Origin of the sequence: Bacillus sp. FSL K6-1218 (assembly GCF_038006445.1) — a bacterium.
GTDB lineage: Bacteria > Bacillota > Bacilli > Bacillales > Bacillaceae_G > Bacillus_A > Bacillus_A thuringiensis_S.
Genome location: NZ_JBBOVE010000001.1, coordinates 1,939,119 through 1,961,961, shown reverse-complemented (window position 1 = coordinate 1,961,961; position 22,843 = coordinate 1,939,119). Strand labels below are relative to the sequence as shown.

The following is a 22,843-nucleotide window of genomic DNA, read 5'->3' as shown; positions in this document are numbered from 1 at the left end:
ATTTTAATTACTCTCATTATATGGAATTCTCCTATAAAAAGCCACATTATTTAACATAATTTTCAAATAACTTGTTTTTAAGCATTCTAATTTGTCCTCGGTGACTAATTTCATCTTCTAGCACATGAAACCAAAGATAGTGCTGGTTATATGCTACATCGTTAGGCCACTTTCTTTCTGACATGAGCCACTCATCACCTTGTTCACTTAAATACTTCAGAGATTCTTCTCGAACACTTTGTAGAAGTTGTACATAATACTGTATTTCATGACCACGGATCGCTCTACCCCCTTCCCCTAAATACAGTGCATCTTCCCATATTTCTAATTCTTCTTTTGTAAAGTCACGATCTTGAAATGAAATAAGCTGATGAACTTTTTCAATAGCTGCTATATGTTTTAATAAGGCACCAATTGAATTTCCGCTACTCTGCATAATTAAATCTAATTGCTCAACTGATAAATTTCTTACTTCGCCTAATGTTACAGCTCTCGTATGCTCAAGCATGCTTACTAATTCCCCTATTTTTTTTGTATAACCATCTACACTTCTTATTCGATAATCTATATTCATATCACGCACCCCTTTCTGCATTCATATTATTGTAAAAATGATTCATATAATAGACTAAAATCTATCGAAATTTTCTGTTATAATTAAATTGAATACAAAATATACCCAAACAAACTTTCTCAATATGCTTATATGAAATATTAAAAGGAATCAATATAAAATAATCGAATCTTATTCACTAAAAGGAGTGGATTCGATGGAAATGTATCAATGGCTAACCGCTGTTCTCGTTGGTGGCATTACTGGCTTCGTTTCCCATCTAATCAATAACCAAGGTAAGTTATTGCTTCCACGCCGTTTGAAAACATTTTTTCATTTTGGATTTTTAACTGATATTTTTACCGGGAGCCTAGCCGCACTTCTCGGACTCGTTTTATTCGATGTCACCGCAATAAAAGAAATTATAAAAGTATCCATTGTAACTGCTATTTCCGGTCAAACTTTCTTACTACATCAAGCTCTTGGTGGCGAACAGGCTAAAAATACGCAAATTGGGAAAGCTGATGAGAAGATTCAAGAAATTGACAAATTATTGCGACGTTAGTGTATACTTTCTTTTAAAATTATTGTTATAATGAGAAATAAATATTTTCTATTGCGTCGTTTGTCAGGAGAAAGGGTGTTTCGTATGACAAAAAAGAAAATAGAAGATTTCTTAACAAACTCCGAAAAAGAGGAACTGCTAGAAAACTATAAATGTTTACGAGAAGCCCGCACAAAAAGCGAAGCTAACTATTTTGGTGAAGCAGTAAACCATCTATTAAATAAAGCAAAACAACGAATTATTAAAGATGCAGGTATACATGATGAAAATGCTGCAACTGTTCAATCAAAGAGAAAAGCACTGTTTTAGCTACATTAGCTAAAACAGTGCTTTTTATTACAATATTTTTCACATTACTTTCACATCTATTTCACAAATATAAGTACTTCTATATGTTAAACTAGGTATATCCTTTTCCGAGGAGCTATATGCCGATATATAAATCCCTATAACCATAGGGATTTTTTATTTTTCCATAATTTTATTACAATTCCTTTTCAATAATATAGCTGAACAAAGAATTATTAAAGATGCAGGTATACATAATGAAAATGCTGCAACTATGCAATCAAAAAGAAAAGTACCTTTTAGACTTAACCAAAAAAAGTACTTTTTGATTTACTAAAACTTTATGATGCAATTCCTTTTTCATTATCTTTACTAATGTTTTCACTGTTTCTAAACAGAAATAAAGCTACAACATATAATAACGCAGTAAAGCTACCTACTAGTATAAAATTGTGAGATGTTGCAAATAACATTCCTGCAAATGCCGCACCAATCATTTGGCCAATGTACATCGCGGCATTTGCAAGAGCAGCACCTGTTCCTCTTGCTATAGTAGACATGTTTTGTAAGTGTCCCATCATTAATACAAACAAAATTCCTGTCACAAAAAATAAAACAAAGAAAAATAATTCAACAAATATAATACTCTTTAAATAAGGGAGTATTACATATAACACTGCTGTAAATACAATTCCACCATAGAAAGAAAAATTGTAACCAATTTTATTTACGAGTCTAGGGCCAAAAATATTACCAGCTAAATTTCCTAATCCTAGTACAAGCATAGCCGTACCTACTTCATGAACCTGTAACCCAAATTGAACGGAAAGCCATACACCAAAGAATGAAAATGCAGCAAAATTTCCGGTTTGAAAAACAAAGTAGGCAAAATAGGAAAGTGAAACCTTTGAATCTGTAAGTAATTGTTTATAACGCTTTAAGATAGATTTTTTATTTCCACTTATATAAACCGGTTGTATTTCTGGTAATACAACATAAATAAGAATGACAAGTAGTGCTGATAATATACCAATGAAGTAGAATGGCATCGTATAATGTATCGTTGCTAAATAAGCTCCCATTGGCAGCCCTAAAATTTGAGAGATTGATAACCCTGCTGTTGCAACCCCAATTGCTTTCACAATTTGCTTTTTCTCTATAAGGAGCGGAATGGATGCCCACACTTGTGGAGATACAAAAGCTGCACTTACACCTGCTAAAAATCTAAATGTTAGCATCCATAAAAAACTCGGTGCAATTCCACACAAAAACGTACTTATTGCAAAAAAACTCATACCTAGTACCATCACTTTTTTTCTGTTTAATCCATCTGATATAGGACCAGCGATAAGCGCAAATCCAGCATACCCTAAAGCATACGAACTTACCATCCATCCTGACAACTCAGTTGAAACATGATACACCTGTTGTAATGTCGGCAACAGTGGTGAAATTAAGAAAGTATCTGTACCGATCATAAACATTATCGTGAAAAATACAGCTAGTACTCTGTTCATTTAGACCTTCTCCTTATATAAACAGAGGGTACTATCCCTCTGTTTCACTAATCTTCTAAAATAGATTGGATTTCTTTCATGACTCTTTTATTCAATGAAACGTCTACCACTTTCACACTTTCTCTTATTTGCTCTGCCCGCTTTCCACCAGGTATAACTGTATCAATTCCTTCTTTATTTAATAACCATGCTAACGCTAAATGAGACACTTCAATATCATTTTCTTTAGCTATCCCTTTTAACTTTTCCACTTTCTTAAAATTACTCTTATATGTATTTTCTTCAAATAGATTTACATTTTGGCGCCAATCGACTTCGTTCAATTTAAAATCTTCTGTATATTTTCCACCTAATATTCCAAAAGCAAGAGGCCCATATGGAATAAATGAAATACCCGCTTCTATACAATACGGCAACAGTTCTTCCTCAGCCGTACGTTCTAACATATTGTACGGAGATTGTACAACATCTATATGACCATGTTGGTTCGCTTCTTTTAATTGTTCTATGTTTACGTTCGATATTCCAATTGAACGAATTTTCCCTTCTTCTTTTAAACGAGTAAGCTCTCCGATTGAATCTATGTAACTTGTTTCAGGATTTGTAAAATGTAAATAATATAAATCAATATAGTCAGTCTGTAACCTTCTTAAGCTATTCTCCACAGCATTTCTTAAATAACTTGGTTCATTGTTAATATAATTTTCTCCATTTAATAACGGTTGAATTCCACCTTTTGTAGCAAGTATAAGCTTATGGCGTTTTCCCTTTAATACTTCTCCTACCAATTCCTCAGATCTACCGACACCATATGAATCTGCTGTATCAAAAAATGTAATCCCTTGCTGAATAGCTTCTTCTACTAATTGCTTTCCTTCTTCTTCATTCACATCAGCATATAAATTATGTCCCCCTACTGCATTTGTACCTAAACCCAACTTTGAAATATTTAATCCTGCCTTTTGCAATTTTGTATACTTCATTTTTTCTCCCCCTATATTTCTATTGTTCGAATATATTCGAACAATAGAAATATACCACTTTATATGTTATAGTGCAAATATCTCAACTTATACAAGCAGGTGAAATATGCGTACACTCTATCATCCAAATCGAGAAGAAATTCAATTTTCTTCTGTCTTATATGCACTTAGCGATCAAATTCGTTTACAAATTGTAAATATGTTACTAGAGAAAAACGAACAATCTTGTGGCGCTTTAAACATTCCTATTGCGAAATCAACTTTATCTCACCATTTCAAAGTTTTACGTGAGTCAGGTGTTATGTACACGCGCCTTGAAGGAACACAACGTTTCATTTCAATTCGTGAAGAAGATTTAAATGCTAGATTCCCAGGTTTGTTACAAGTTGTATTACATGCGACAAAGCCATATTAAAAAACATCTCATATGAATATGAGATGTTTTTTAATATGGCTATTCTTTTAATAAATCTATTAATCCATTTCCTTCAGATGTACGTTCGTACCCTAAAGGTACAGTTCTTTTAATGAGTTGTGCATATATTTCCGGCTCCGATAACTTTCGACCGTATTCTTTCTCACACTGTTTAATGAGCAAGGCGAGCGCTCCAGCAACGTGCGGCGTCGCCATGGAAGTTCCACTTAACACAGCATATTTTCCATCTGGATACGTAGATAATATTTCATCACCTGGCGCTACTAGATCAATTTCTTGATTTGAATTACTAAAACATGTAATCTTCCGCTCTAAATTAACAGCACCAACTTCAATTACCTCAGAATAAGCACCTGGGAAATCTAATTCCTCTGTTTCATCATCGCAATCTCCATTATTTCCAGCAGCACATACAACGAGAACATCCTGATTTACCGCATTTTGAATTGCTTCATGTAATTCTGGAACATCTTGCGGACCACCAAGTGACATTGAAATAATTCTCACTTTCTCTTGATTCGGCCCTCTCCAATTTACAGCATAATGAATTGCCTCAATAATTTGCTCATAACTTCCAGAACCATCTCCCGCTAAAACTTTTAATACTAACATTTTAGCAAGTGGTGCAACTCCTAATACACCGACACCATTTTCAGTCGCGGCAATCGTCCCCGCTACATGAGTACCATGTCCGTTATTATCAAGATACACATTTGGATCAGCTTCATAATCTTTTGTGAAATTTCTTCCGCCGATAATACGATCCTTTAAATCTATATGATTGGTATCACACCCTGTATCTAATACGGCAACGACTACATCTTGCCCCTTCACACTCTTTTCCCATACTTGTGGAGCGTGAATCAGTTGTACACCTGGTGGAATTTCATTTACTTGTTCTACCACCTTATTTACGGTAAACGGAATCAATTGTATACCTTTTTGTTTATTCACCGTACTACTCATCGTAATCCCTCCTGAAAATGTATTATTTTCATTTCAGACCACTTTTGAATACGTGTAAATGTAATATTCGTTTTATTCTTTTTGTTTTCCTTCTTTTCAAATATTTCTCAACATCATTAACTAACTCTATACTACTTTTTTATTTCCCCTATGATTTGTAGGAAGTAACAGCCCGTGTCGTTCAACTAATAACCAAAATAAGAGGACCAATTAATGGTCCTCTTACAGTCTTTTAAAAGAATGATATGTAATTTGAAAAATAATATAAATTAAGACTAAACCTCACTCTTGTTTAAAAACTTTTCTATTTCTTTTACTAAATATTCCGCTCCCTCTATCCCAACAGTAATATTTCCATTTGCTAATGATATGTTCTGTTCTGAAACATCACCTGTGATTTGGCAAGCATTGTAAGGTTGATATTTTTGTAAAATGATTTTATCTGCTTCTACAAAAATTTCAAGCGGTGATTTGATTTGTATTCCCAATACATCGCGTAATTCTTTCGGGATAACAATTCGTCCTAATTCGTCTACTTTTCGAATAACTCCTGTTGCTTTCATATTTCTCCCCCCTTACTCTCTATTAATTTTTCCACCTCGCTTTTTCCATTTTATCACTTTTTGACAATACTTGCCTCTTTTTAGAAAATTTTGTACTCGAGTTAAAAAAACACATTTAATGCATACGTAATCTCTCTTTCAATTGTTTTACATAACGAGATCTTATAAGTAAGAAGTATACAACTTGGATACCTATGAAAATACTTAATACAACTGTATTTTCTTTAAACAATGAGTACTCAAACATTTGCCCTAACGCCGTTAGGGCTACTGCCCCATGTAATGTTGCAACACCAATTGGAACGAAGAATAAAAGCGCCAATCGAATTGTAACTACCTTCGATAATTCCCCACTCGTCAATCCAACTTTTCGAATCATTTCGAACAAGCGAACATCATCCTCCAAATCGGAGAATAAACGGAAGTAAAGGAAACTTCCTGCGCAAACGAAAAATACTATACCAATAAAGAAACCTACAAATAAAATCGGTCCTGCAATTTGTAAACTTTGGTTTTGCTCGTACTCTTCCGCACTAAACGTTGAGTGTTCTTGATACGGTTTAATTTGATGCATAAGCTCTTTACCAATTTCAATCTCATCTTTCGTTCTTTCAGTTTTATACATATAATCTTTTGTCTCTATAAATCCATCTTGTAATGAATCATATTGATTATTAGAGATTACATAAACATTTCCTCTTAATATTTTCCCCAATGAAGATGAAGTAACTTTTTTCACCTTTAAATTTTCATTCATATTGGGTAAAGTAATTTCTTTTCTTTCTTTCATCGCTGGCCCTGGTATATTAGCTGACAAAAATACAACCTCTTTATTTGCTACAGTATTAAATGGTTCTCCTGTTAACTTTGCATATTCCTTATAGTCTGATTCTTTTATAAAAGTGGCGCTTCTTAACGACTGTTCCTCCGTTTTCTTTGTCGAAATATTAGTTTTTGAAGCTGCTATATTATGTTTCTTTAATCCTTTGTCAATCATTTGTATATGTTGTGATTCGTTACTATTCCCTTGCTTAGAATGGTAATGAAACGCAATTGGTCTCTCCATTATCCCTTTCGTCATGGATGCGAAGCCAACTAATGTCCCTATTGCTGAAAATGCTACAGTAGAAATAATGGTTACAATAAAGAACATTCTTGCGTTATCTCTCATGCGATACGCTAAATCTGATAACGTAATAATATTAGTCTGTGTCCAATAGAAACGTTTACTTTTTTTACATAATCGAATAATAAAGACACTCAGCTGCTTGTACAACAAATACGTCCCAATAGTAACTACCGTTGTAACAGGAATCATCATAATAAATACCATTGCGCCATGCGATAGAAGAGCTCCTATATAGCCAACACTAAGCAATACTACTGCTAATATTGAAGAAATGATTGATGCTTTCGGTTCCGGTTTTGCCTCTGCTGATCCTCTAAACAACTTCATAATTTTATTTTTACGGATCATTCCTGCACTAAACAATGATATGATCATAAATAATATAAAAAACATAATACTCGTTACAACAATTGCTTTCATCGGTATGTAATAGGATAAGGAGATATCTAGTTTTAATATCATCGGGGCAACAAATAGTAATACCCCTGAAAATAACATACCTGAAAGAATACCAAAAATAATTGCCCCTATTCCAATCATAATATTTTCAAAAAAGATAAGACGCTTTAATTGATATTTCGTCATACCTAGCATCATTAAAATTCCTAGCTCACGCTTTCTCGTTTTTAAAAACATTCCCATCGAATATAAAATAAAGAAGAATGTAAATAAGTAAATAATAGACTGTGCAAAAGACATACTTACGAATACGTACTGACCTAATTCTCCTGCACTTAATGCTGGATGAAACGCAAAAAATGAATACACAAAAAAGGCCATAATTGCAAATGCACTACTTAAAAAATAGGCTGAGTATGTCCGTCTATTTCGCGTTACATTCCGATATGCGAGTTCTCTAATGTTCATATTACTTCTCCGCCCTTCTTTCTACTAACTATGTTTTTATATTAGTAAAGTGCGGAAATACCTTCCATCGATTCAAATGACAAAAACCTTACAGTTTTGAAAGGTTTAAAAAAATTGATTATACGTAGTACTTTATTTATAATGACTACATTCATATTCATACACACATCCTATTGTATATTCGTTAGTTTTGCGAAATAATAAAGGATAGAAGTATGTACCAATATAATACATAAATTTTTTTACCGCTTTAATATGAATAGGAGGAAAATATAATGACATTACAAGAACAGATTATGAAAGCATTACATGTTCAGCCTGTAATTGATCCGAAAGTTGAAATTCGTAAACGAGTTGATTTCTTAAAAGATTATGTAAAAAAAACAGGTGCAAAAGGATTTGTACTTGGGATTAGTGGCGGCCAAGACTCTACATTAGCAGGACGCTTAGCACAGCTTGCAGTTGAAGAAATTCGTAACGAAGGTGGTAACGCAACGTTTATCGCTGTACGTCTTCCTTACAAAGTACAAAAGGATGAAGATGACGCACAATTAGCGTTACAATTTATTCAAGCTGATCAATCAACTGCATTTGATATCGCTTCAACCGTTGATGCTTTTTCAAATCAATACGAGAACTTATTAGGTGAATCATTAACCGATTTCAATAAAGGTAACGTAAAAGCTCGTATCCGTATGGTTACACAATATGCAATTGGTGGACAAAAAGGGCTACTTGTTATCGGAACAGATCACGCTGCAGAAGCTGTAACAGGGTTCTTTACAAAATTCGGAGATGGTGGTGCAGATTTATTACCATTAACGGGATTAACGAAGCGCCAAGGACGTGCATTATTACAAGAGTTAGGTGCAGACGAGCGACTGTACTTAAAAATGCCAACAGCTGATTTATTAGATGAAAAACCAGGTCAAGCTGATGAAACAGAGTTAGGTATTACTTATGATCAATTAGATGATTATTTAGAAGGTAAAGCAGTTCCAGCTGACGTTGCAGAGAAAATTGAAAAACGTTACACAGTAAGTGAGCATAAAAGACAAGTACCAGCGTCAATGTTTGATGATTGGTGGAAATAGAACATAAAAAAGAAGCTAATCTTTTAGCTTCTTTTTTATATGTTAGCGATATACCCCTACTCTTTTCTCCAATAAATCTTGCAAGCAATCTTCATGTTGTTTACAAAATAACGGTGGCATGTCGTCTAACGGGAAAAACTTCAAATCTAACGTTTCATCACCATCTACTTTTTTGTCGCCTCCAACTATTGAGCATGAAAAACACATCACAATTGACTGTGCCTTATCTCCATTTGGATATGATTGAAAATATTTTGTATACACTCCAATAAGCTCATTTATTTCTACATCATACCCGGTTTCTTCTTTTATTTCTCGAATCGCAGTTTCCGCAGCCGATTCTCCTATCTCCATTGCGCCACCTGGAAATCCCCAAGCGTTAAAGTCTCCTCTTTTTTGCAATAATACTTCTCCCTCTTTATTAAATACACAACCACCGGCAAAATTTAAGAAAACATAATCATGCCCTACTTTTTCACGTAATTCTTTTATATAGTTGGCCATTCTCTTTCCCCTTTTTCATACTTCTTCTATCGCTATTTCTTATCTTTTTCAAGCAACTCAATAATTCGATCTAGCTTCTGGTTCATATTAATTACATAGTGTTTCTTTGCAGCGCTGCTTTGTAATACTCTTCTAATAAACAAAGTAAATGATATGAAAAACAAAACGATACGTCCAATTACTAAACAAGTATATATCAATGTAAATATATTACTTTCGAACAAATTCATTCAGCATTCACATCTTCTCCTTTTTATTTTATCACATAATTCCCATTTTTTAAAATAATCAACAAATATAAAAAGAGCATCTTTTACAGATGCTCTTTCTCATTACTTAATACGTAAATGTAATTGTCGCTAATGAATAACCGGCCATTGCACTATATGGTGCTACTTGATAAGACACACGCTTTGCACCTTTTGGCCAATTTATTTCATTTAATACTTTCTTTATATCTTGCATCGTTCCATCCATGGACTGCTTATATCGTACTTCCACTTTTTCTGGTTTGGCTGCAAACTGTTGCTGTAACTTTTTCTTAAATTCATTATAATTTTCTGCTCCGTATTCCGCAGATAAGTATTGTAAATTTGTTTCTTTTAACATTTGCTCATATACGACAGTTTTTGAGCTACCAGCTTTTATTTTATTTGTTAATTCACCAAAATAACTTGTAGTTGCTGCTGGATATTTACTACGATCCCAGTCGTGATCTTTACTTAACTGTTCGTCAGACATGTTAAAATATGAGTAAGTTACACGCCCTGCTTTATCTGGTACTGGATCATCAAATGTAGTATCTAGGTGATACCATTTGTTTTCAATGTTCACTAAATTCCACGCGTGAGCTTGTCCGTTTCCTGTGCCTGTTACAATATGATTTTGAATACCTGCCTCTTTTAACAACTCATACGTTAATAATGTATATCCTTGGCAAACGGCAGAACGATTCGCTAATGCTTCATATGCCGTATACGCTTGATAAGACGTATCATAAGACACATGCTTAACAACGTAATCGTGAATAGCTTTTACTTTCTCATGCTCATCCATCCCTGGTTTTACAATTGATCCAACAATTGCTTTCGCCTGAGCTTTTACATATTGAGTTTGTTCTTTTGATTCACGGTATTTTACTTGCAGTGTAAACGTATAGTCCCCTGGCATTCCTTTAATAGAATATCTAGTAGACGCTACATTATATTTTATATACTCATCAGCATCTACAATTTTATTAAACTCACCATACAATTGATCCATAATATTTCTAGCATTTCTATCTTTTGTTTTATATGTGATCGTAATATTTTCTTCTCGATTATCAATCTGTTTTTTTAATTCTTTTCTAAAATCATCTAATAACTTTACATCTGATTGTGCTGTCACTGTAGTCGGATTTGTAGCTGCATAAGATACAGATGACGCTTGTAAGCCTCCCATTACTATAGTTGAACAAAGTGCGGCAGCTGTCACATACTTACTTGTCTTTCCCATCTTGTCACTCCTTATATTCTATAACTATACGAAAAAGTATCGTATAGTTTCAGAGTATACAATACTTTTTCGTATAGGTCATATGAGATTATGCATATTAACTAATTCACATAAAAAGGTTGTTCTTTTTAAAAGAACAACCTTTTTTCATTAGCAAGTTTGTAATACGCAGCATGTATTTTCAAAACGTCGATTTTTCAAATCTTCATTACTAATGCAGAAATATAGCATTCCTAGTTCTCCCCAAACCATATTACAATTTTTATGATCTGAATCAATTTGGAATAAAAGGGTCATTTGCTGCGGGTCTACTCCCATATATTCTCCTGTCTCATATAACACTTCTTCTTGTACAGAGAATGGCTCACCAAACATTTGATGGTTATCGTAGTTATCCGGAATTAGCTCTTCAAGTAATTGCAAGAAACGATCTGAATCAGCCTCATCTTCAATGAAAAGTTCTGGTAATTTGTATGTCAGTTCAAAAGTAATTGCACACTGGTTATATTTCGCTTGTATTTCATTTTCTCTTCGTAATTGCTCTACAGGAATATCATAATAAAGTACATGCCCAGCTTCTGTTAGGTTCACATTTTCTTCAAAATAATTTTCAATGCAAAAGAAATACAGCATCCCCGTTTTAGGAAGATTGTGATCCATACCAACATTTTGTAAATTACTTAAGTTAAATTGTGCGATAAATTGTAGTGGATTTCCTTTATGCTTTGGATATTCAAATGAAGCTGGTAAATCAGGAAATCCCCCCATTTTCGAACTACCTATCGCAACAGTTTCCTGCTGCTTTGGCACAACTTTTATACAAGGAAATATAGTATTAATAAGTTCCTCTTTCAAGTGTGTTAGTTCATATTTATCAATTAATACTTCAATTTTTTTATTCATAAATTCTCCTTACATTTACATACTTATTTATATCATAGTACAAAGATTATACTTCATTCTTTACAAAATCAACAAGCCTCCAAAAAACGGGCTTATCCTTCGTACGCGAACAAGTTTAAAAAAGCATACTATACATTGTTCCTACAAACACGATAGTTCATTATTTCTTCCAGTACATTTTCCCTCGTTCATTTTTATTTTTAATTTAAGGAGGAATTCCACATGGGTTACGGATATAGTTGCGGCGGTTATGGTTACGGCGGTTATGGTTACGGCGGTAGTTGTGGTGGATGTGGTTATGGAGGTTTCGCTTTATTAATCGTTTTATTTATCCTTCTAATTATCATCGGAGCTAGCTGTTGGGGCGGCTTTGTAGGCTGCTAGTAAACTTAAAAACTATTGTAAAAAAGCACGTACAATACGTGCTTTTTTTCCATTTCCAAATCTTTTATTCGAAAGGAAGTATGTTTAATGAAAATTGATGGTGTTTTTGAAGGAGGCGGTGTGCGCGGTATTGCGCATGTTGGGGCAATTTGCGCGTTAGCCGAAAAAGGTTATGAATGGGAACGTGTAGCTGGTACATCGGCTGGTTCGATTATTGCAGCGCTCCTAGCGGCGGGATATTCTTGTTCAGAGTTAAAAACGATTATAACTGATATTGATTATAATAAATTTATGAAAAGAACTTTTATTGATAGAATTCCTTTTATCGGTAAGGGACTAAGTGCATGGACTACTCTAGGTATATACTCTAATGTATTTATAGAAGAATGGATTGAAGAATTACTTCGAAAAAAAGGTGTTCATTTATTTACTGATTTACCAGATCTAAACAAACTCAAAATCATCGCCTCTGATATCAGCAATGGTAAAATGGTTGTCTTTCCTGACGACTTACCAAACTACGGATTTTTAAATTATCGCTTCTCTATCGCTAAAGCGGTAAGAATGAGTAGTACAATCCCCTTCTTCTTTGAACCCGTAAAATGGAGAACTCCAAAATGGAAGCAGCCTTGTTATATGGTTGATGGAGGAATTCTAAGTAATTATCCAATTTGGATCTTCGATTCACCTATCACTCCTCGCTGGCCGACTTTCGGATTTCATTTTGTAAAAGATGAGATTCAAGCTGACCCTGCTCACTATAACGACCCTATTTCCATGTTCAAAGGACTCTTTAAAACAATGATGCAAGCTCATGATTTACGTCATTTAGATAATGAATCAAAAGCAAGAACCATTACAATTCCAACAGGAACGATTACAAGTACTAATTTTGAACTGACAAGGGAAGAAAAAGAATGGCTTTACAATTCTGGTTATAACTCTGCTAATAAATTTTTACAAGCTTGGAACTTTAGGCAATATATTGATGAATATAGAAAAGGGAATCAAGACCGAAAGACAAATCGATTTTTCCGTCAACTTGACTCATAATATTATTACTTTGCATATAAATACGAGAACGTTTAACAACTTAATAGTAAATAAGCCTAGTAATTTCTTATATTACTAGGCTTATTTACTTCCTATATAATCTCGTACATTGTTTAAGGATACGTTAACCCTTCGGCTTCTTCTGCAGTAATAACTATGTAACGATTTCCCGTTCTTAATCCTAACAGTTCTGCTTTTTCAATCGCCTCTTGCTTCGTCTCCGCATAAGCAGCTAAGTATTTATGTCCACCAATCATTTGGCAAATTACATATTGTTTCATGACTTTCTCCTCTTACTTTTTCATTAGTTGTGCAAGTTTTTTTATACCTATTTCAATTTCTTCTAACGTTGCATATGAATATGATAGGCGCAAAAATTGATTTGCACTTCTATCATACAAAGTACCTGGGTTTAATAAAACCTTTTCTTGCAGAGCTTTATCAAATAAACTACGACGTGAAATGGGTACTTTTATATATACCCATATATAAAACCCACCTGTTGGTTCATGCCAAGTTGCTATTTCACGAAGATATTTATCTAACATTAGTAACATAAAATCTCTTCGTTTTTTCAATTCACTTCTTACAAATCGCAAATGCTCATCATATAGACCATTTGTAAACCACTCTGCTGCAATTTGCTGGGATATAGAGCTTGAACCATAATCTGTTTGCATTTTTATGTCTGACAATCTTTGAATTACTGGCTCGGGTCCAACAATCCATCCAATTCTTAAACCTGGACTAATTACTTTGGACATGCTTCCAATATGTAATACGATTCCATTTTTATCATAGGCTTTTAAAGGTTTTGAACAAGGTGCATCAAACCATAAGTCTTGATACACTGCGTCCTCTATAATAGGTAATCCAATTTCATTACATACTTCCATTATTTCTTTTCGCCTCTTAGTATCCATACTAAAATTCGTCGGATTATGAAAAGACGGAATTGTATATAAAATAGAGGCATTAAATTGCTTCTTATATTTCTCAATATATGATGGATGTAAGCCACTCTCATCCATTGGGATTCCAATTAAACGTATTCCTGCTGATTGAAAAACATTAAGTGAATATAAATAGGATGGTTTCTCTAATAAGATTGATGCCCCTTTCGAAAGAAGCCCCATAGAAATAAGTTGCAGCGCTTGAATTGCTCCCGAAACAATTAATATAGAGTCAGGAGATACATATACACCATGCCCCTTTAAGTATTCGGAAATCTTTTCCCTTAAATAAAGATTTCCTTTCGGCTCTTCATACCCAAGCGTCACATTTGACTTTAAAAGCTTATTCATAATTTCTTTCATCTTTTTCTCAGGTAAGAGACTCGGCGCGAGCTCACCTGTTCCTAACCGAATTACATGTGGATAAAATTCAGCTTGATTAATCTCTTGAATAGCTGGGAGATTCGGATAATGAAGTCCTGTTTCTACATAAGACTGCCAATTAGGCGGGGGTGCGTAAGTTGAAGCATTCTCATTATTATTTACAACAATTGTTCCTTTCCTGCCATTCCCTTCAATGTATCCCTTTGCAACTAGTTCATCGAAAGCCATTACAATTGTGCTTCGATTCACACCAAATGTATGTGCCAAATCTCTTTGTGAAGGTAATTTCGTTCCAACGGTCCATTCTCCATTAACGATCCTTTCTTTTATATACGTTTCTATTTGTTTATACAGCGGAGTCGCTAGAGACATATTCGGTTTCCAAACGAATCTTTCCATCATATCACCTTATATTCTTTTTGGTTGGTAACCTCCCCAACCATATGGATGGATACAAATTTTCATTTCTTCTATACAATATACACTATCATAATGAATTAAAATAGGAGGTAATATAATGAGTGAAGCAATTGTTCATGGTATCATTCTTGCATTTGGACTTATCATTCCATTAGGTGTACAAAATGTTTTTGTCTTTAACCAAGGTGCGAGCCAACCAAACATTTGGAGGGCCGCCCCTGTAGTATTAACTGCCTCTATATGTGATACGTTACTCATATTGGTTGCGGTGCAAGGTGTCTCCCTTGTACTCCTTACTTTTTCTTGGCTAACTAACTCGTTATATATAATTGGATTTTTCTTTCTCCTATACATGGGCTTTGTTATTTGGAGAAGTAAGCCTTCCAATGATATAAAACAAGAAAAAAGTATGCCCTTAAAAAAGCAAATCCTTTTCGCAGCATCAGTTTCATTATTAAATCCACATGCAATTTTAGACACAATCGGTGTAATTGGAACAAATTCTATTCAATACATAGGAAGTGAAAAATGGGCTTTCACACTTGCAACTATTATCGTTTCTTGGATTTGGTTTATAAGCTTAGCTTTAGCGGGGAAATTTCTAAAAAGACTAGACTCAACCGGAAAGGCAATCTTATTATTAAATAAATTTTCTGGTCTCATCATATGGGGTGTCGCGCTTTATATGTTAAAACAAGTTATTTATTCTTAATGGACGTAAGAGAATTGCATGTTACTGAAAACATCATGCAATTCTCTTATAAATTATGAAGTAGGTTCCGGTTTCTGTTTTACCGTCTTTTCATCTTTTGCTGGTTTAATCCAAATGATTGCTATAACAGCACCAATGGCAGCAAAAATACTTGTCAAATAAAACACTTCATGGTCCGCCCCTTTCATGAAAAAAGAATATAAAGGTGGTCCAGCTGCTACACCGATAAATCGCATTGAACTATAAAATGACGTAACCGTTCCCCTTTGCTCCTTTTCAATTCCTTGTGTAATGAGGGCATCTAAACATGGGAGTGCCATACCAATTCCTATCCCCATAATAACAAGACAAAGAAGTAGTAAATAAATCCCTTTTATAAATAAAGGAATGATGACTGATGCAGCTGCCATTAAAAAACCAATATAAATACACTTCTTCATAACATTTTGATTATCTCCAATTTTTTTGCCGGCCATATATGAACTAAGTGACAGTACAAGTAACGGGATAGCAAGCACACACCCTTTCCATATACCATGAATGTCATACTTTGATTCCAGTATAGTCGACAAATAAAAGAGAATTCCGAATAAAATAAGCATAATAATTGCACCTAATGCAAAAATGGCAATTAACCATCTTCCCTTTTCTCGAAACGTAGAGATAATAGATTGAATAAACTCTTTTAGTGGTGGTACTTCCCCTTCTTGTTTTTTTGCCTTTACTAATACCAGCAATAAAACAATTGATACGACACATAAAACTGGAATCGCCCAAAATGGTAAGAACCATACAATGGCAGCAAGAGCAGATCCTAAAATAGGGCTCAGCACTTTTCCAAATGTATTGGATGTCTCAATGATTCCCAAACCTGTACTAACTTGTTTTTCATCTTTGTATAAATCACCAACACACGGTATAACAACCGGCATTGCACCAGCAGCACCAATACCTTGAATCGCTCTACCGATTAGTATCCAAATGTAGGGATTATCAACTTTCCAAGATACCCAACCAGTTATCGCTCCTCCTATAGCCGCAATCAGCAAACTCGGAACCATTACCATCTTTCGTCCCCATCTATCTGATAAATAACCAGCAATCGGTATAAGTAAAATGGCTACGATAGAGTAAATTGTAATAATCATGGATACTTGAAACGATGAAATATGTAATTTCTTTTCAATTGTCGGCAAGATTGGAATAAGCATTGAATTCCCTAATGTCATGACAAGTGGAACTGATGCAAGCGCAATTAAACAACAGTTTTCTTTTTTTAACATGTTGATTTCGGAACCTTTCATCATATATTTCTTACCATATAATAGCCCTGCTGGAACATAATTTTCATTCCACCAGGGCTATTACATCTTTAATACTTCCCATTCACAACAAAAGAAATTGGGTAAAATATAGTATTACTTCTATTCTTTGAATTCTGTTCGCTATATATCCATACCAATTAATTGAAAAAAAAAGAAAGGAAGAATCCTTCCTTTCTCCTATAACCTTCTACATTTAGCGAGTATATCCGCCACCAAGCTGTTGTTCTGCCATCGCTACTAGGCGTTTTGTGATTTCACCGCCTACAGAACCGTTTGCACGTGAAGAAGTATCAGCTCCCAGTTGTACACCGAACTCTTGTGCAATTTCATACTTCATTTGATCTAAAGCTGCTTGTGCTCCATGTGATGCTAATTGATTAGAATTACGATTTCTAGCCATTACCAATCACCTCCTTATTTATATATAAATTGTGTAAAATTCAAATTAAAATACATGGAAATTTTTGGTTATTATTTCACGATAAAAAAAGAGCCTCTAAACGAGACTCTCACATCATTTCACATTACGAAGTTACTACTTCTAAATTTCTATTTATTAATACTTTTATTTCTTCTTTTAATATCTCTTTTGAGTTATGTCCAAACCATTCTAAGGAAGCAAAAAGATTCGTATCCCTCACTTCCTGAATAATCTCATCATAATTTACAATACCTTCAAATAACGGAACCATACCAATACGACTTCCTGCTGCAGCATATACATTATTAGGTTCAAACACATGCAAATAATTCGCTGAAGATATATTCTTAAAATGGTAATGTAATGTCCACGGCTTTAATCGATGGAAACTGTCTATTGGATCTGCGCCAGACTCCCATATATGAAGAAAATCAAGATTTATTTTTAAATTCGGATGATTTACTTCTTCTAATAGTTCTATAGTAGCAGGCAATGTGTCCGTTAGTGTATTGGGATGTGTTTCTAACAGCACATACATATTGTGCTGAGCAAACACATCACAAATCTTATGTATTCGCTTCACATACTCTTTTCTCTCTTGTTCCGAGAAGTCCTCGCTCCCTTTTTGCCCAGCAAACGTGCGAATTTTATTCGTATTAAACCAATTAGCTAGTACTACAAGTTGTTCACTTTTCTCTATCGTTTTTTCAAAATCTGCTGATAATGATATATCTAAGTAATCACTTATCATCGTAATTTCTAAGTTTTTATCCTTTAGAAAATTCAATTCTCGTTCTGTCGTTTCACGTTCTTGCATGTACAAATTTTGTGCATGCGTCCCCCATAATTCAATTCCTTCAAAACCGTTTTCATATGCAAATTGAACAATATCAGTAAATGAAATTAATTGATGACGAAATGAAATGGTACATAGCGAATATTTCATAGCATTAAACTCCCCTATCTTAAATTCAGTTAGCTTATTAAAGAGTTACGACAGACTGATTTGTTTTCATACCTTTCCATGATAGAAACTGTCTCTCTAATTCCTTCTTAATTTGCAGTTCAATTGCATTCATTTCATCCAACTTTTCAACAATTGATAATAACATGCCTTTATTATTCGTCATCGCCATTTTAATTGCTCGATACTGTACATTTGTAAATCCTTGTACAATATCCTCTACCCGATCACACCAATAATCAAACTCTTGCTCCGAATATTGCAACGTTTCACGGAAGTATGCAAAGGCATGTTCATAACTATATTTACGAATTGCAAGTACTGGTATTTGCTTCACTGCCGCTACAAGACCAGAAAGCGAATAACCTTCTTCTTCATTTGCCATTTTTATAATTAAATTTTTCAATTCCATAGTCAGTTCATTGTCATTTCTTTTGAAAGTTTCTATGAAATAACTCGCTACCATTTCTTCTGATGGCTCCTGAATTTCTTCTACATCAATGAAATACCCTCCACCAAATGGGTTATCTTGAACAGAGTGAAGCACTTTTTCTCTTTCCATATTCCCTTCCCAGCGAAAATCAGGATCTAGCATGAACCATTCTTCATCTTTCTCTGTCTTCGATATCATTAAATAATGCGGAAACGGTTTTTGATGAAATTTATTTTCCCTCTCTGGCAATAGAGACATATCAACCATTACAATGACATAGCGATTTTCTGGCTTGTTTTCTACTAATTGTAAAAACGTTTCTACATTGCTATCTTTACCTTTTGCATGATCATACCATTCGTTCACTTTCATACCGTACAATTTTTCATACCATAATAAATAATTATCATGGTTAATATTTTCGGAGTGATACGAGATAATGCCGCCTTCTGTTATATCAAAATCTCCGTCCCATAATCCAAAATAAAATGGACGGAAATCTATATCGCTACGCCTTTTTATAATTTCACAAAAACAACTCACTAAACAGTGAACTTTAATTGAAGTCATATTCTCATCCACTTTCCTAAAGGTTAATTATTCACATTTACTACTTATACCGGCTGTAACTCCTCCATAAAATCAAGCAAAGATCCTACAGTAAGAAATGCTTTTGGGTCTACCTCATCCTCTGGAACGCATAGCTTTACATCCATTTCTATGTAGACTATGAGTTGTAACATCATTACCGAATCTATATATAAATCTTGGTTTAAACGCATCGTTTCTTCTAAATGCGTTACATTTTTTAGCTCCATTTTTTCTGTCATAATTTTCAACACTTCATTTTTTAATGTTTCACGTCTCATGTTGTAACCTCTCCCATCTCTAGTAATTTTCTACTTACTTTTCCAGTTTTATTTTTCGGAATTTCAGTTATACTTTCAATCTCATGCGGAACTTTATAAGGTGGTAAATGCTGCATACACCATTCTCTTATTCGCACTGGATCAACATGAGAGATTACTTTCGCTTTAACAACTTCGCCCATCACAGGATGTTTTCCCCGATATACAATTGCCTCTTGAACGCCTTCTAGTCGAAGCATTGTTTCTTCTACCTCTATCGGAAAGACTTTTAATCCTGAAACGTTAATCACATCATCCATGCGCCCCATAAAATGAAGACCATGCTCAGATTTATACCCCAAATCTTTCGTGAAAATTTCCTTATCTTTCATTTTCACTACGATTTCTTCGGGCATATTTTCATCTGAACCTATACTTATACTCGCATGAGGTAGTGGATTACCTAAATCTAAATGGCTTTTCATATCATGACATATACTAATACAACCTGCTTCAGAACAACCGTATTGCTGCATCATATATGTTGTCATTTCTTTTAGTTTATAAAATAATGCTTCTGGTAAAGGTGCTCCGGATGTCATAATTTTATGAAACTGAAACGTTCCTTGCGGGAAACTCCCCATAATGTGTAACATAAGTGGCACTGCATATATGATATGTTTTTCTATATTACGAACTATATTTAATGCGAATTTAGGATTTTTGTTCGTAATGATTACAGGCTTGCTCCCCCTCGTAATTGCTGATAACGTACCACATATTAGTCCGTATGAATGTGAAACAGGAGCCATAACGATTGGCACTTCATCTACTCCACAGTTTAAAGCTTCATTATAAGCGTTAATTTCCGTATCAACTTCTGTCCATGCTCTACGAATCAATTTCGGTTCCCCTGTAGTTCCAGAACTATATTGCAATAAAGAAGGCTCTTCTAGTAAAGCGTTCACTACTTCTAATTTCGTAAAATCGGGATATTCTCCATATAATATCCCGATACAATTTGCACGCTTTGCCATTTCAATAGCCGTTTCTTTTGGCGTATCTTCATGTATAAGCAATACTGATAATTTCTTTTCTTTTAAGAAAAACACAAGCGTAATAATATCGAATGGATCTTTCAGACAAAGTGCAAATCTATTTCCTTCTGCTTCTTGAAATTGTTCCATTTCCGCATAAACTTGTAATCTCAATTCAAAATCACTTTTGCTATACTCTTGTTTATTAACGATTAGCATAATTTCCCCCTGTAACAAATGATTTTTGTTTCATAAGTTGTCTTACTCTATACAATGGATTTGGAACTTCATGAACAAGCGATTCCACATCCATATATAATCGACGTTTCGTTAATTGTTCAGCATAGAATGTAGGTGCATATAATTGAATGTTTTCAAATCTACCTTTCAAATGTGGATATATTCTTAAATGATTCTCAATTTCTTCAACAACCATCATCCAAAAATGTTCTTCTTTCAATCCATATTCATCCGCAAGTACAAATGCTAATTCTCCTAAATTAAACAGAAAAAGTGCATCTAACACCATCTCTTGCAAACATTCGATGCGATCCATTTCAAAGAAATCATTCATTTTTCCATTCGCATATGTTTTATGCATTTTAGTAAAGTCGGGACATTTGTCAACTTCTTTCAAGTATGGACGATAAAACTCAAGCCCTTCATGAAAATCCTTTAACGCCATACGAACAGGCACTCCTTCTTTATGGACTAGAATCATATTTTGTCCATGTGATTCCAGTGCAATGCCATGCTCTACAACAAGATGTATAACTGGTATTATCGCTTTTTGAATAAGTAATTGTAGCCAATCCTTCATTCCATATTTGTTCAACCATGCATCAATAATTGGTGTACCATCTTTCTCTTTAGCGTATAAACCATTAAAAGGAATTGCGTCCTCTTGTGCATCTAAATACTTGTGAACGCTTTCGCGCCAAATACATCCTAATGAACCATATATAGCTTTCTTATTCGTGTCATACGTTACACTGGAAAACTCCTTTAACAAGATTAAACGTGCTTCATCGCTTAAATAGGCGTCATTACTTACAACATCACTTAACCAATTTGATATTGCTGGTGCACTCACAACAGAATACGGTTTCAACGTACGGAGTGTTGAAGTGTTGAGTAAATTCATCGATAATTTAACGTACGGTTTCTTTGGACTCGTAATATTTCTTACCGTTCTCATTGACTGTTGCGCGCAATACTCATCCTCTGATGTTCCTAAATAAATAATAAATTTACCCTGTATATGATCCGCATAATTTGAAATGATGAAATTCTCCCACTGCCAAGGATGAACAGGTATAAACACGTACTGTTTTGGATTACATCCCCGATTACGAATTCGCTCCATAAACTCTTCTAATTTACGCTCACCAATCTCCTCTATTAAAATTTCGTCATAAATTACTTCATTCTCATACCCTACACTGGAGTATTTTTTATGCGCTGCAATCCATATGAGTTTTATTGGCTGCATAAATTCATATCCATATTGAAAATTGTCACGATATTGAAATCCAATACGAGCTTTATAACTAGGGTGATATGGATGGCCGTCTATTAAATGGCTTTCAAACTCATCGTAAGATTTTTGAGTGTATTCTTTCTTATTATTTCTTTCATATTGTGCAATCGTGTCTTTAAATATTGTTTGTTCTAATTCGTGTATAAAAGAATCTAATTTAGCTTGTTCTACACTAGCAACCCGAAAAACTTCTTCTAGAAATTGCGAGACAGATTGTATTTCTTGCTGTTCATCTTGGCCTCTTACTATTAATGAGTCTAAAGAAATACGTCCAAATGTCATCCGTTCCCTGCCATAGCATTTGTACGTGACACTTTTGTCTTCTTCATCAAGTCCTTGTATTATAAAAAGAATTTGTTCTTCTTTTTCTATGCGAACCGGTGTAATAATCCCCTCATAAATTAACGATTCTACTAATTGACGTAGCACTCTTCTTCGTACTGAAATGTAATCTTCTGATTCGAGTGCCTTCAATACTTTCGTATGATACATGTCCAATCTCAT

General features: G+C 34.2%; 26 protein-coding genes. 7 read left to right on the top strand and 19 right to left on the bottom strand.

The window, feature by feature from the left end:
• Positions 1-46: 46 nt before the first annotated feature.
• Positions 47-574, bottom strand: coding sequence for a DinB family protein (locus tag MHI26_RS10085; RefSeq protein WP_001018104.1), 528 nt, complete (start codon positions 572-574; stop codon positions 47-49).
• 196 nt (positions 575-770) lie between these two features.
• On the opposite strand from MHI26_RS10085, the gene MHI26_RS10080 reads away from it, so the two are divergent.
• Both MHI26_RS10080 and MHI26_RS10075 read left to right on the top strand, forming a co-directional pair.
• Positions 771-1,118, top strand: coding sequence for a DUF4257 domain-containing protein (locus MHI26_RS10080; protein ID WP_000426317.1), 348 nt, complete (start codon positions 771-773; stop codon positions 1,116-1,118).
• An 84-nt stretch (positions 1,119-1,202) separates the two neighbouring features.
• Complete coding sequence (locus MHI26_RS10075) at positions 1,203-1,427, top strand: hypothetical protein (RefSeq protein ID WP_000162602.1); 225 nt, start codon at positions 1,203-1,205, stop codon at positions 1,425-1,427.
• Positions 1,428-1,747: 320 nt separating this feature from the next.
• Here MHI26_RS10075 and MHI26_RS10070 read toward each other — a convergent pair whose 3' ends face one another.
• Positions 1,748-2,923: an MFS transporter gene (locus MHI26_RS10070; RefSeq protein WP_061667466.1), complete on the bottom strand. Its 1,176-nt coding sequence runs from the start codon at positions 2,921-2,923 to the stop codon at positions 1,748-1,750.
• A 47-nt stretch (positions 2,924-2,970) separates the two neighbouring features.
• On the bottom strand, positions 2,971-3,906 hold the full coding sequence (locus tag MHI26_RS10065; protein WP_061667465.1) for an aldo/keto reductase: 936 nt from the start codon (positions 3,904-3,906) through the stop codon (positions 2,971-2,973).
• 106 nt (positions 3,907-4,012) lie between these two features.
• Between MHI26_RS10065 and MHI26_RS10060 the strand changes: the two genes are divergently transcribed.
• The gene (locus MHI26_RS10060; protein ID WP_061667464.1) at positions 4,013-4,321 is read left to right on the top strand and encodes an ArsR/SmtB family transcription factor; all 309 of its coding nucleotides are present in this window, start codon (positions 4,013-4,015) and stop codon (positions 4,319-4,321) included.
• A gap of 39 nt (positions 4,322-4,360) precedes the next feature.
• Here MHI26_RS10060 and MHI26_RS10055 read toward each other — a convergent pair whose 3' ends face one another.
• The 3 genes from MHI26_RS10055 to MHI26_RS10045 all read right to left on the bottom strand — a co-directional run bounded on the left by MHI26_RS10055 (position 4,361) and on the right by MHI26_RS10045 (position 7,867).
• On the bottom strand, positions 4,361-5,308 hold the full coding sequence (locus MHI26_RS10055; RefSeq protein WP_000099758.1) for a serine protease: 948 nt from the start codon (positions 5,306-5,308) through the stop codon (positions 4,361-4,363).
• Positions 5,309-5,583: 275 nt separating this feature from the next.
• Positions 5,584-5,871 carry an AbrB/MazE/SpoVT family DNA-binding domain-containing protein gene (locus tag MHI26_RS10050; protein ID WP_000648324.1) on the bottom strand — a complete coding sequence of 96 codons (288 nt, stop codon included), beginning with the start codon at positions 5,869-5,871 and terminating at the stop codon, positions 5,584-5,586.
• 115 nt (positions 5,872-5,986) lie between these two features.
• Positions 5,987-7,867: an FtsX-like permease family protein gene (locus tag MHI26_RS10045; protein ID WP_061667463.1), complete on the bottom strand. Its 1,881-nt coding sequence runs from the start codon at positions 7,865-7,867 to the stop codon at positions 5,987-5,989.
• A 275-nt stretch (positions 7,868-8,142) separates the two neighbouring features.
• Between MHI26_RS10045 and nadE the strand changes: the two genes are divergently transcribed.
• A complete protein-coding gene (nadE, locus tag MHI26_RS10040; RefSeq protein ID WP_000174897.1) occupies positions 8,143-8,961 on the top strand; it encodes an ammonia-dependent NAD(+) synthetase in 819 nt (272 codons plus the stop codon).
• Positions 8,962-9,003: 42 nt separating this feature from the next.
• Here nadE and MHI26_RS10035 read toward each other — a convergent pair whose 3' ends face one another.
• The 4 genes from MHI26_RS10035 to MHI26_RS10020 all read right to left on the bottom strand — a co-directional run bounded on the left by MHI26_RS10035 (position 9,004) and on the right by MHI26_RS10020 (position 11,865).
• A complete protein-coding gene (locus tag MHI26_RS10035; RefSeq protein WP_000024996.1) occupies positions 9,004-9,465 on the bottom strand; it encodes an NUDIX hydrolase in 462 nt (153 codons plus the stop codon).
• Positions 9,466-9,497: 32 nt separating this feature from the next.
• Entirely contained in the window at positions 9,498-9,695 is a 198-nt protein-coding gene (locus MHI26_RS10030; protein WP_001048108.1) for a DUF4083 domain-containing protein, read from the bottom strand.
• Positions 9,696-9,801: 106 nt separating this feature from the next.
• The gene (locus MHI26_RS10025) at positions 9,802-10,962 is read right to left on the bottom strand and encodes a transglutaminase domain-containing protein (RefSeq protein ID WP_061667462.1); all 1,161 of its coding nucleotides are present in this window, start codon (positions 10,960-10,962) and stop codon (positions 9,802-9,804) included.
• 150 nt (positions 10,963-11,112) lie between these two features.
• A complete protein-coding gene (locus tag MHI26_RS10020; RefSeq protein ID WP_061667461.1) occupies positions 11,113-11,865 on the bottom strand; it encodes a YwqG family protein in 753 nt (250 codons plus the stop codon).
• 222 nt (positions 11,866-12,087) lie between these two features.
• Here MHI26_RS10020 and MHI26_RS10015 point away from each other — a divergent pair, with 222 nt between their 5' ends.
• Complete coding sequence (locus MHI26_RS10015) at positions 12,088-12,249, top strand: YjcZ family sporulation protein (protein ID WP_061667460.1); 162 nt, start codon at positions 12,088-12,090, stop codon at positions 12,247-12,249.
• Positions 12,250-12,336: 87 nt separating this feature from the next.
• Positions 12,337-13,302: a patatin-like phospholipase family protein gene (locus tag MHI26_RS10010; protein ID WP_061667459.1), complete on the top strand. Its 966-nt coding sequence runs from the start codon at positions 12,337-12,339 to the stop codon at positions 13,300-13,302.
• A gap of 113 nt (positions 13,303-13,415) precedes the next feature.
• Here the strand turns inward: MHI26_RS10010 and MHI26_RS10005 are convergent, their stop codons facing one another.
• Both MHI26_RS10005 and MHI26_RS10000 read right to left on the bottom strand, forming a co-directional pair.
• On the bottom strand, positions 13,416-13,583 hold the full coding sequence (locus tag MHI26_RS10005; RefSeq protein WP_000816388.1) for a DUF3933 family protein: 168 nt from the start codon (positions 13,581-13,583) through the stop codon (positions 13,416-13,418).
• Positions 13,584-13,595: 12 nt separating this feature from the next.
• Positions 13,596-15,038, bottom strand: a complete 1,443-nt coding sequence (locus MHI26_RS10000) for an aminotransferase-like domain-containing protein (protein ID WP_061667458.1) — start codon at positions 15,036-15,038, stop codon at positions 13,596-13,598.
• Positions 15,039-15,156: 118 nt separating this feature from the next.
• Between MHI26_RS10000 and MHI26_RS09995 the strand changes: the two genes are divergently transcribed.
• Positions 15,157-15,771, top strand: coding sequence for a LysE/ArgO family amino acid transporter (locus MHI26_RS09995; RefSeq protein ID WP_001287338.1), 615 nt, complete (start codon positions 15,157-15,159; stop codon positions 15,769-15,771).
• Positions 15,772-15,824: 53 nt separating this feature from the next.
• On the opposite strand, the gene MHI26_RS09990 is transcribed toward MHI26_RS09995, so the two are convergent.
• The 7 genes from MHI26_RS09990 to MHI26_RS09960 all read right to left on the bottom strand — a co-directional run bounded on the left by MHI26_RS09990 (position 15,825) and on the right by MHI26_RS09960 (position 22,843).
• Positions 15,825-17,054, bottom strand: a complete 1,230-nt coding sequence (locus tag MHI26_RS09990) for an MFS transporter (RefSeq protein WP_042973252.1) — start codon at positions 17,052-17,054, stop codon at positions 15,825-15,827.
• 235 nt (positions 17,055-17,289) lie between these two features.
• Positions 17,290-17,496, bottom strand: coding sequence for an alpha/beta-type small acid-soluble spore protein (locus MHI26_RS09985; RefSeq protein WP_000113545.1), 207 nt, complete (start codon positions 17,494-17,496; stop codon positions 17,290-17,292).
• Between the two features lie 124 nt (positions 17,497-17,620).
• The gene (locus MHI26_RS09980; RefSeq protein ID WP_000877679.1) at positions 17,621-18,463 is read right to left on the bottom strand and encodes a sugar phosphate isomerase/epimerase family protein; all 843 of its coding nucleotides are present in this window, start codon (positions 18,461-18,463) and stop codon (positions 17,621-17,623) included.
• Between the two features lie 37 nt (positions 18,464-18,500).
• On the bottom strand, positions 18,501-19,484 hold the full coding sequence (asbE, locus tag MHI26_RS09975) for a petrobactin biosynthesis protein AsbE (protein WP_061667457.1): 984 nt from the start codon (positions 19,482-19,484) through the stop codon (positions 18,501-18,503).
• Positions 19,485-19,528: 44 nt separating this feature from the next.
• A complete protein-coding gene (gene asbD, locus MHI26_RS09970) occupies positions 19,529-19,783 on the bottom strand; it encodes a petrobactin biosynthesis protein AsbD (RefSeq protein ID WP_001250756.1) in 255 nt (84 codons plus the stop codon).
• On the bottom strand, positions 19,780-21,018 hold the full coding sequence (locus MHI26_RS09965) for an AMP-binding protein (protein WP_061667456.1): 1,239 nt from the start codon (positions 21,016-21,018) through the stop codon (positions 19,780-19,782). Before MHI26_RS09965 ends, asbD begins: the two co-directional genes overlap by 4 nt.
• On the bottom strand, positions 21,005-22,843 hold the full coding sequence (locus MHI26_RS09960; protein ID WP_061667455.1) for an IucA/IucC family protein: 1,839 nt from the start codon (positions 22,841-22,843) through the stop codon (positions 21,005-21,007). The genes MHI26_RS09965 and MHI26_RS09960 overlap by 14 nt, the downstream gene beginning before the upstream one ends.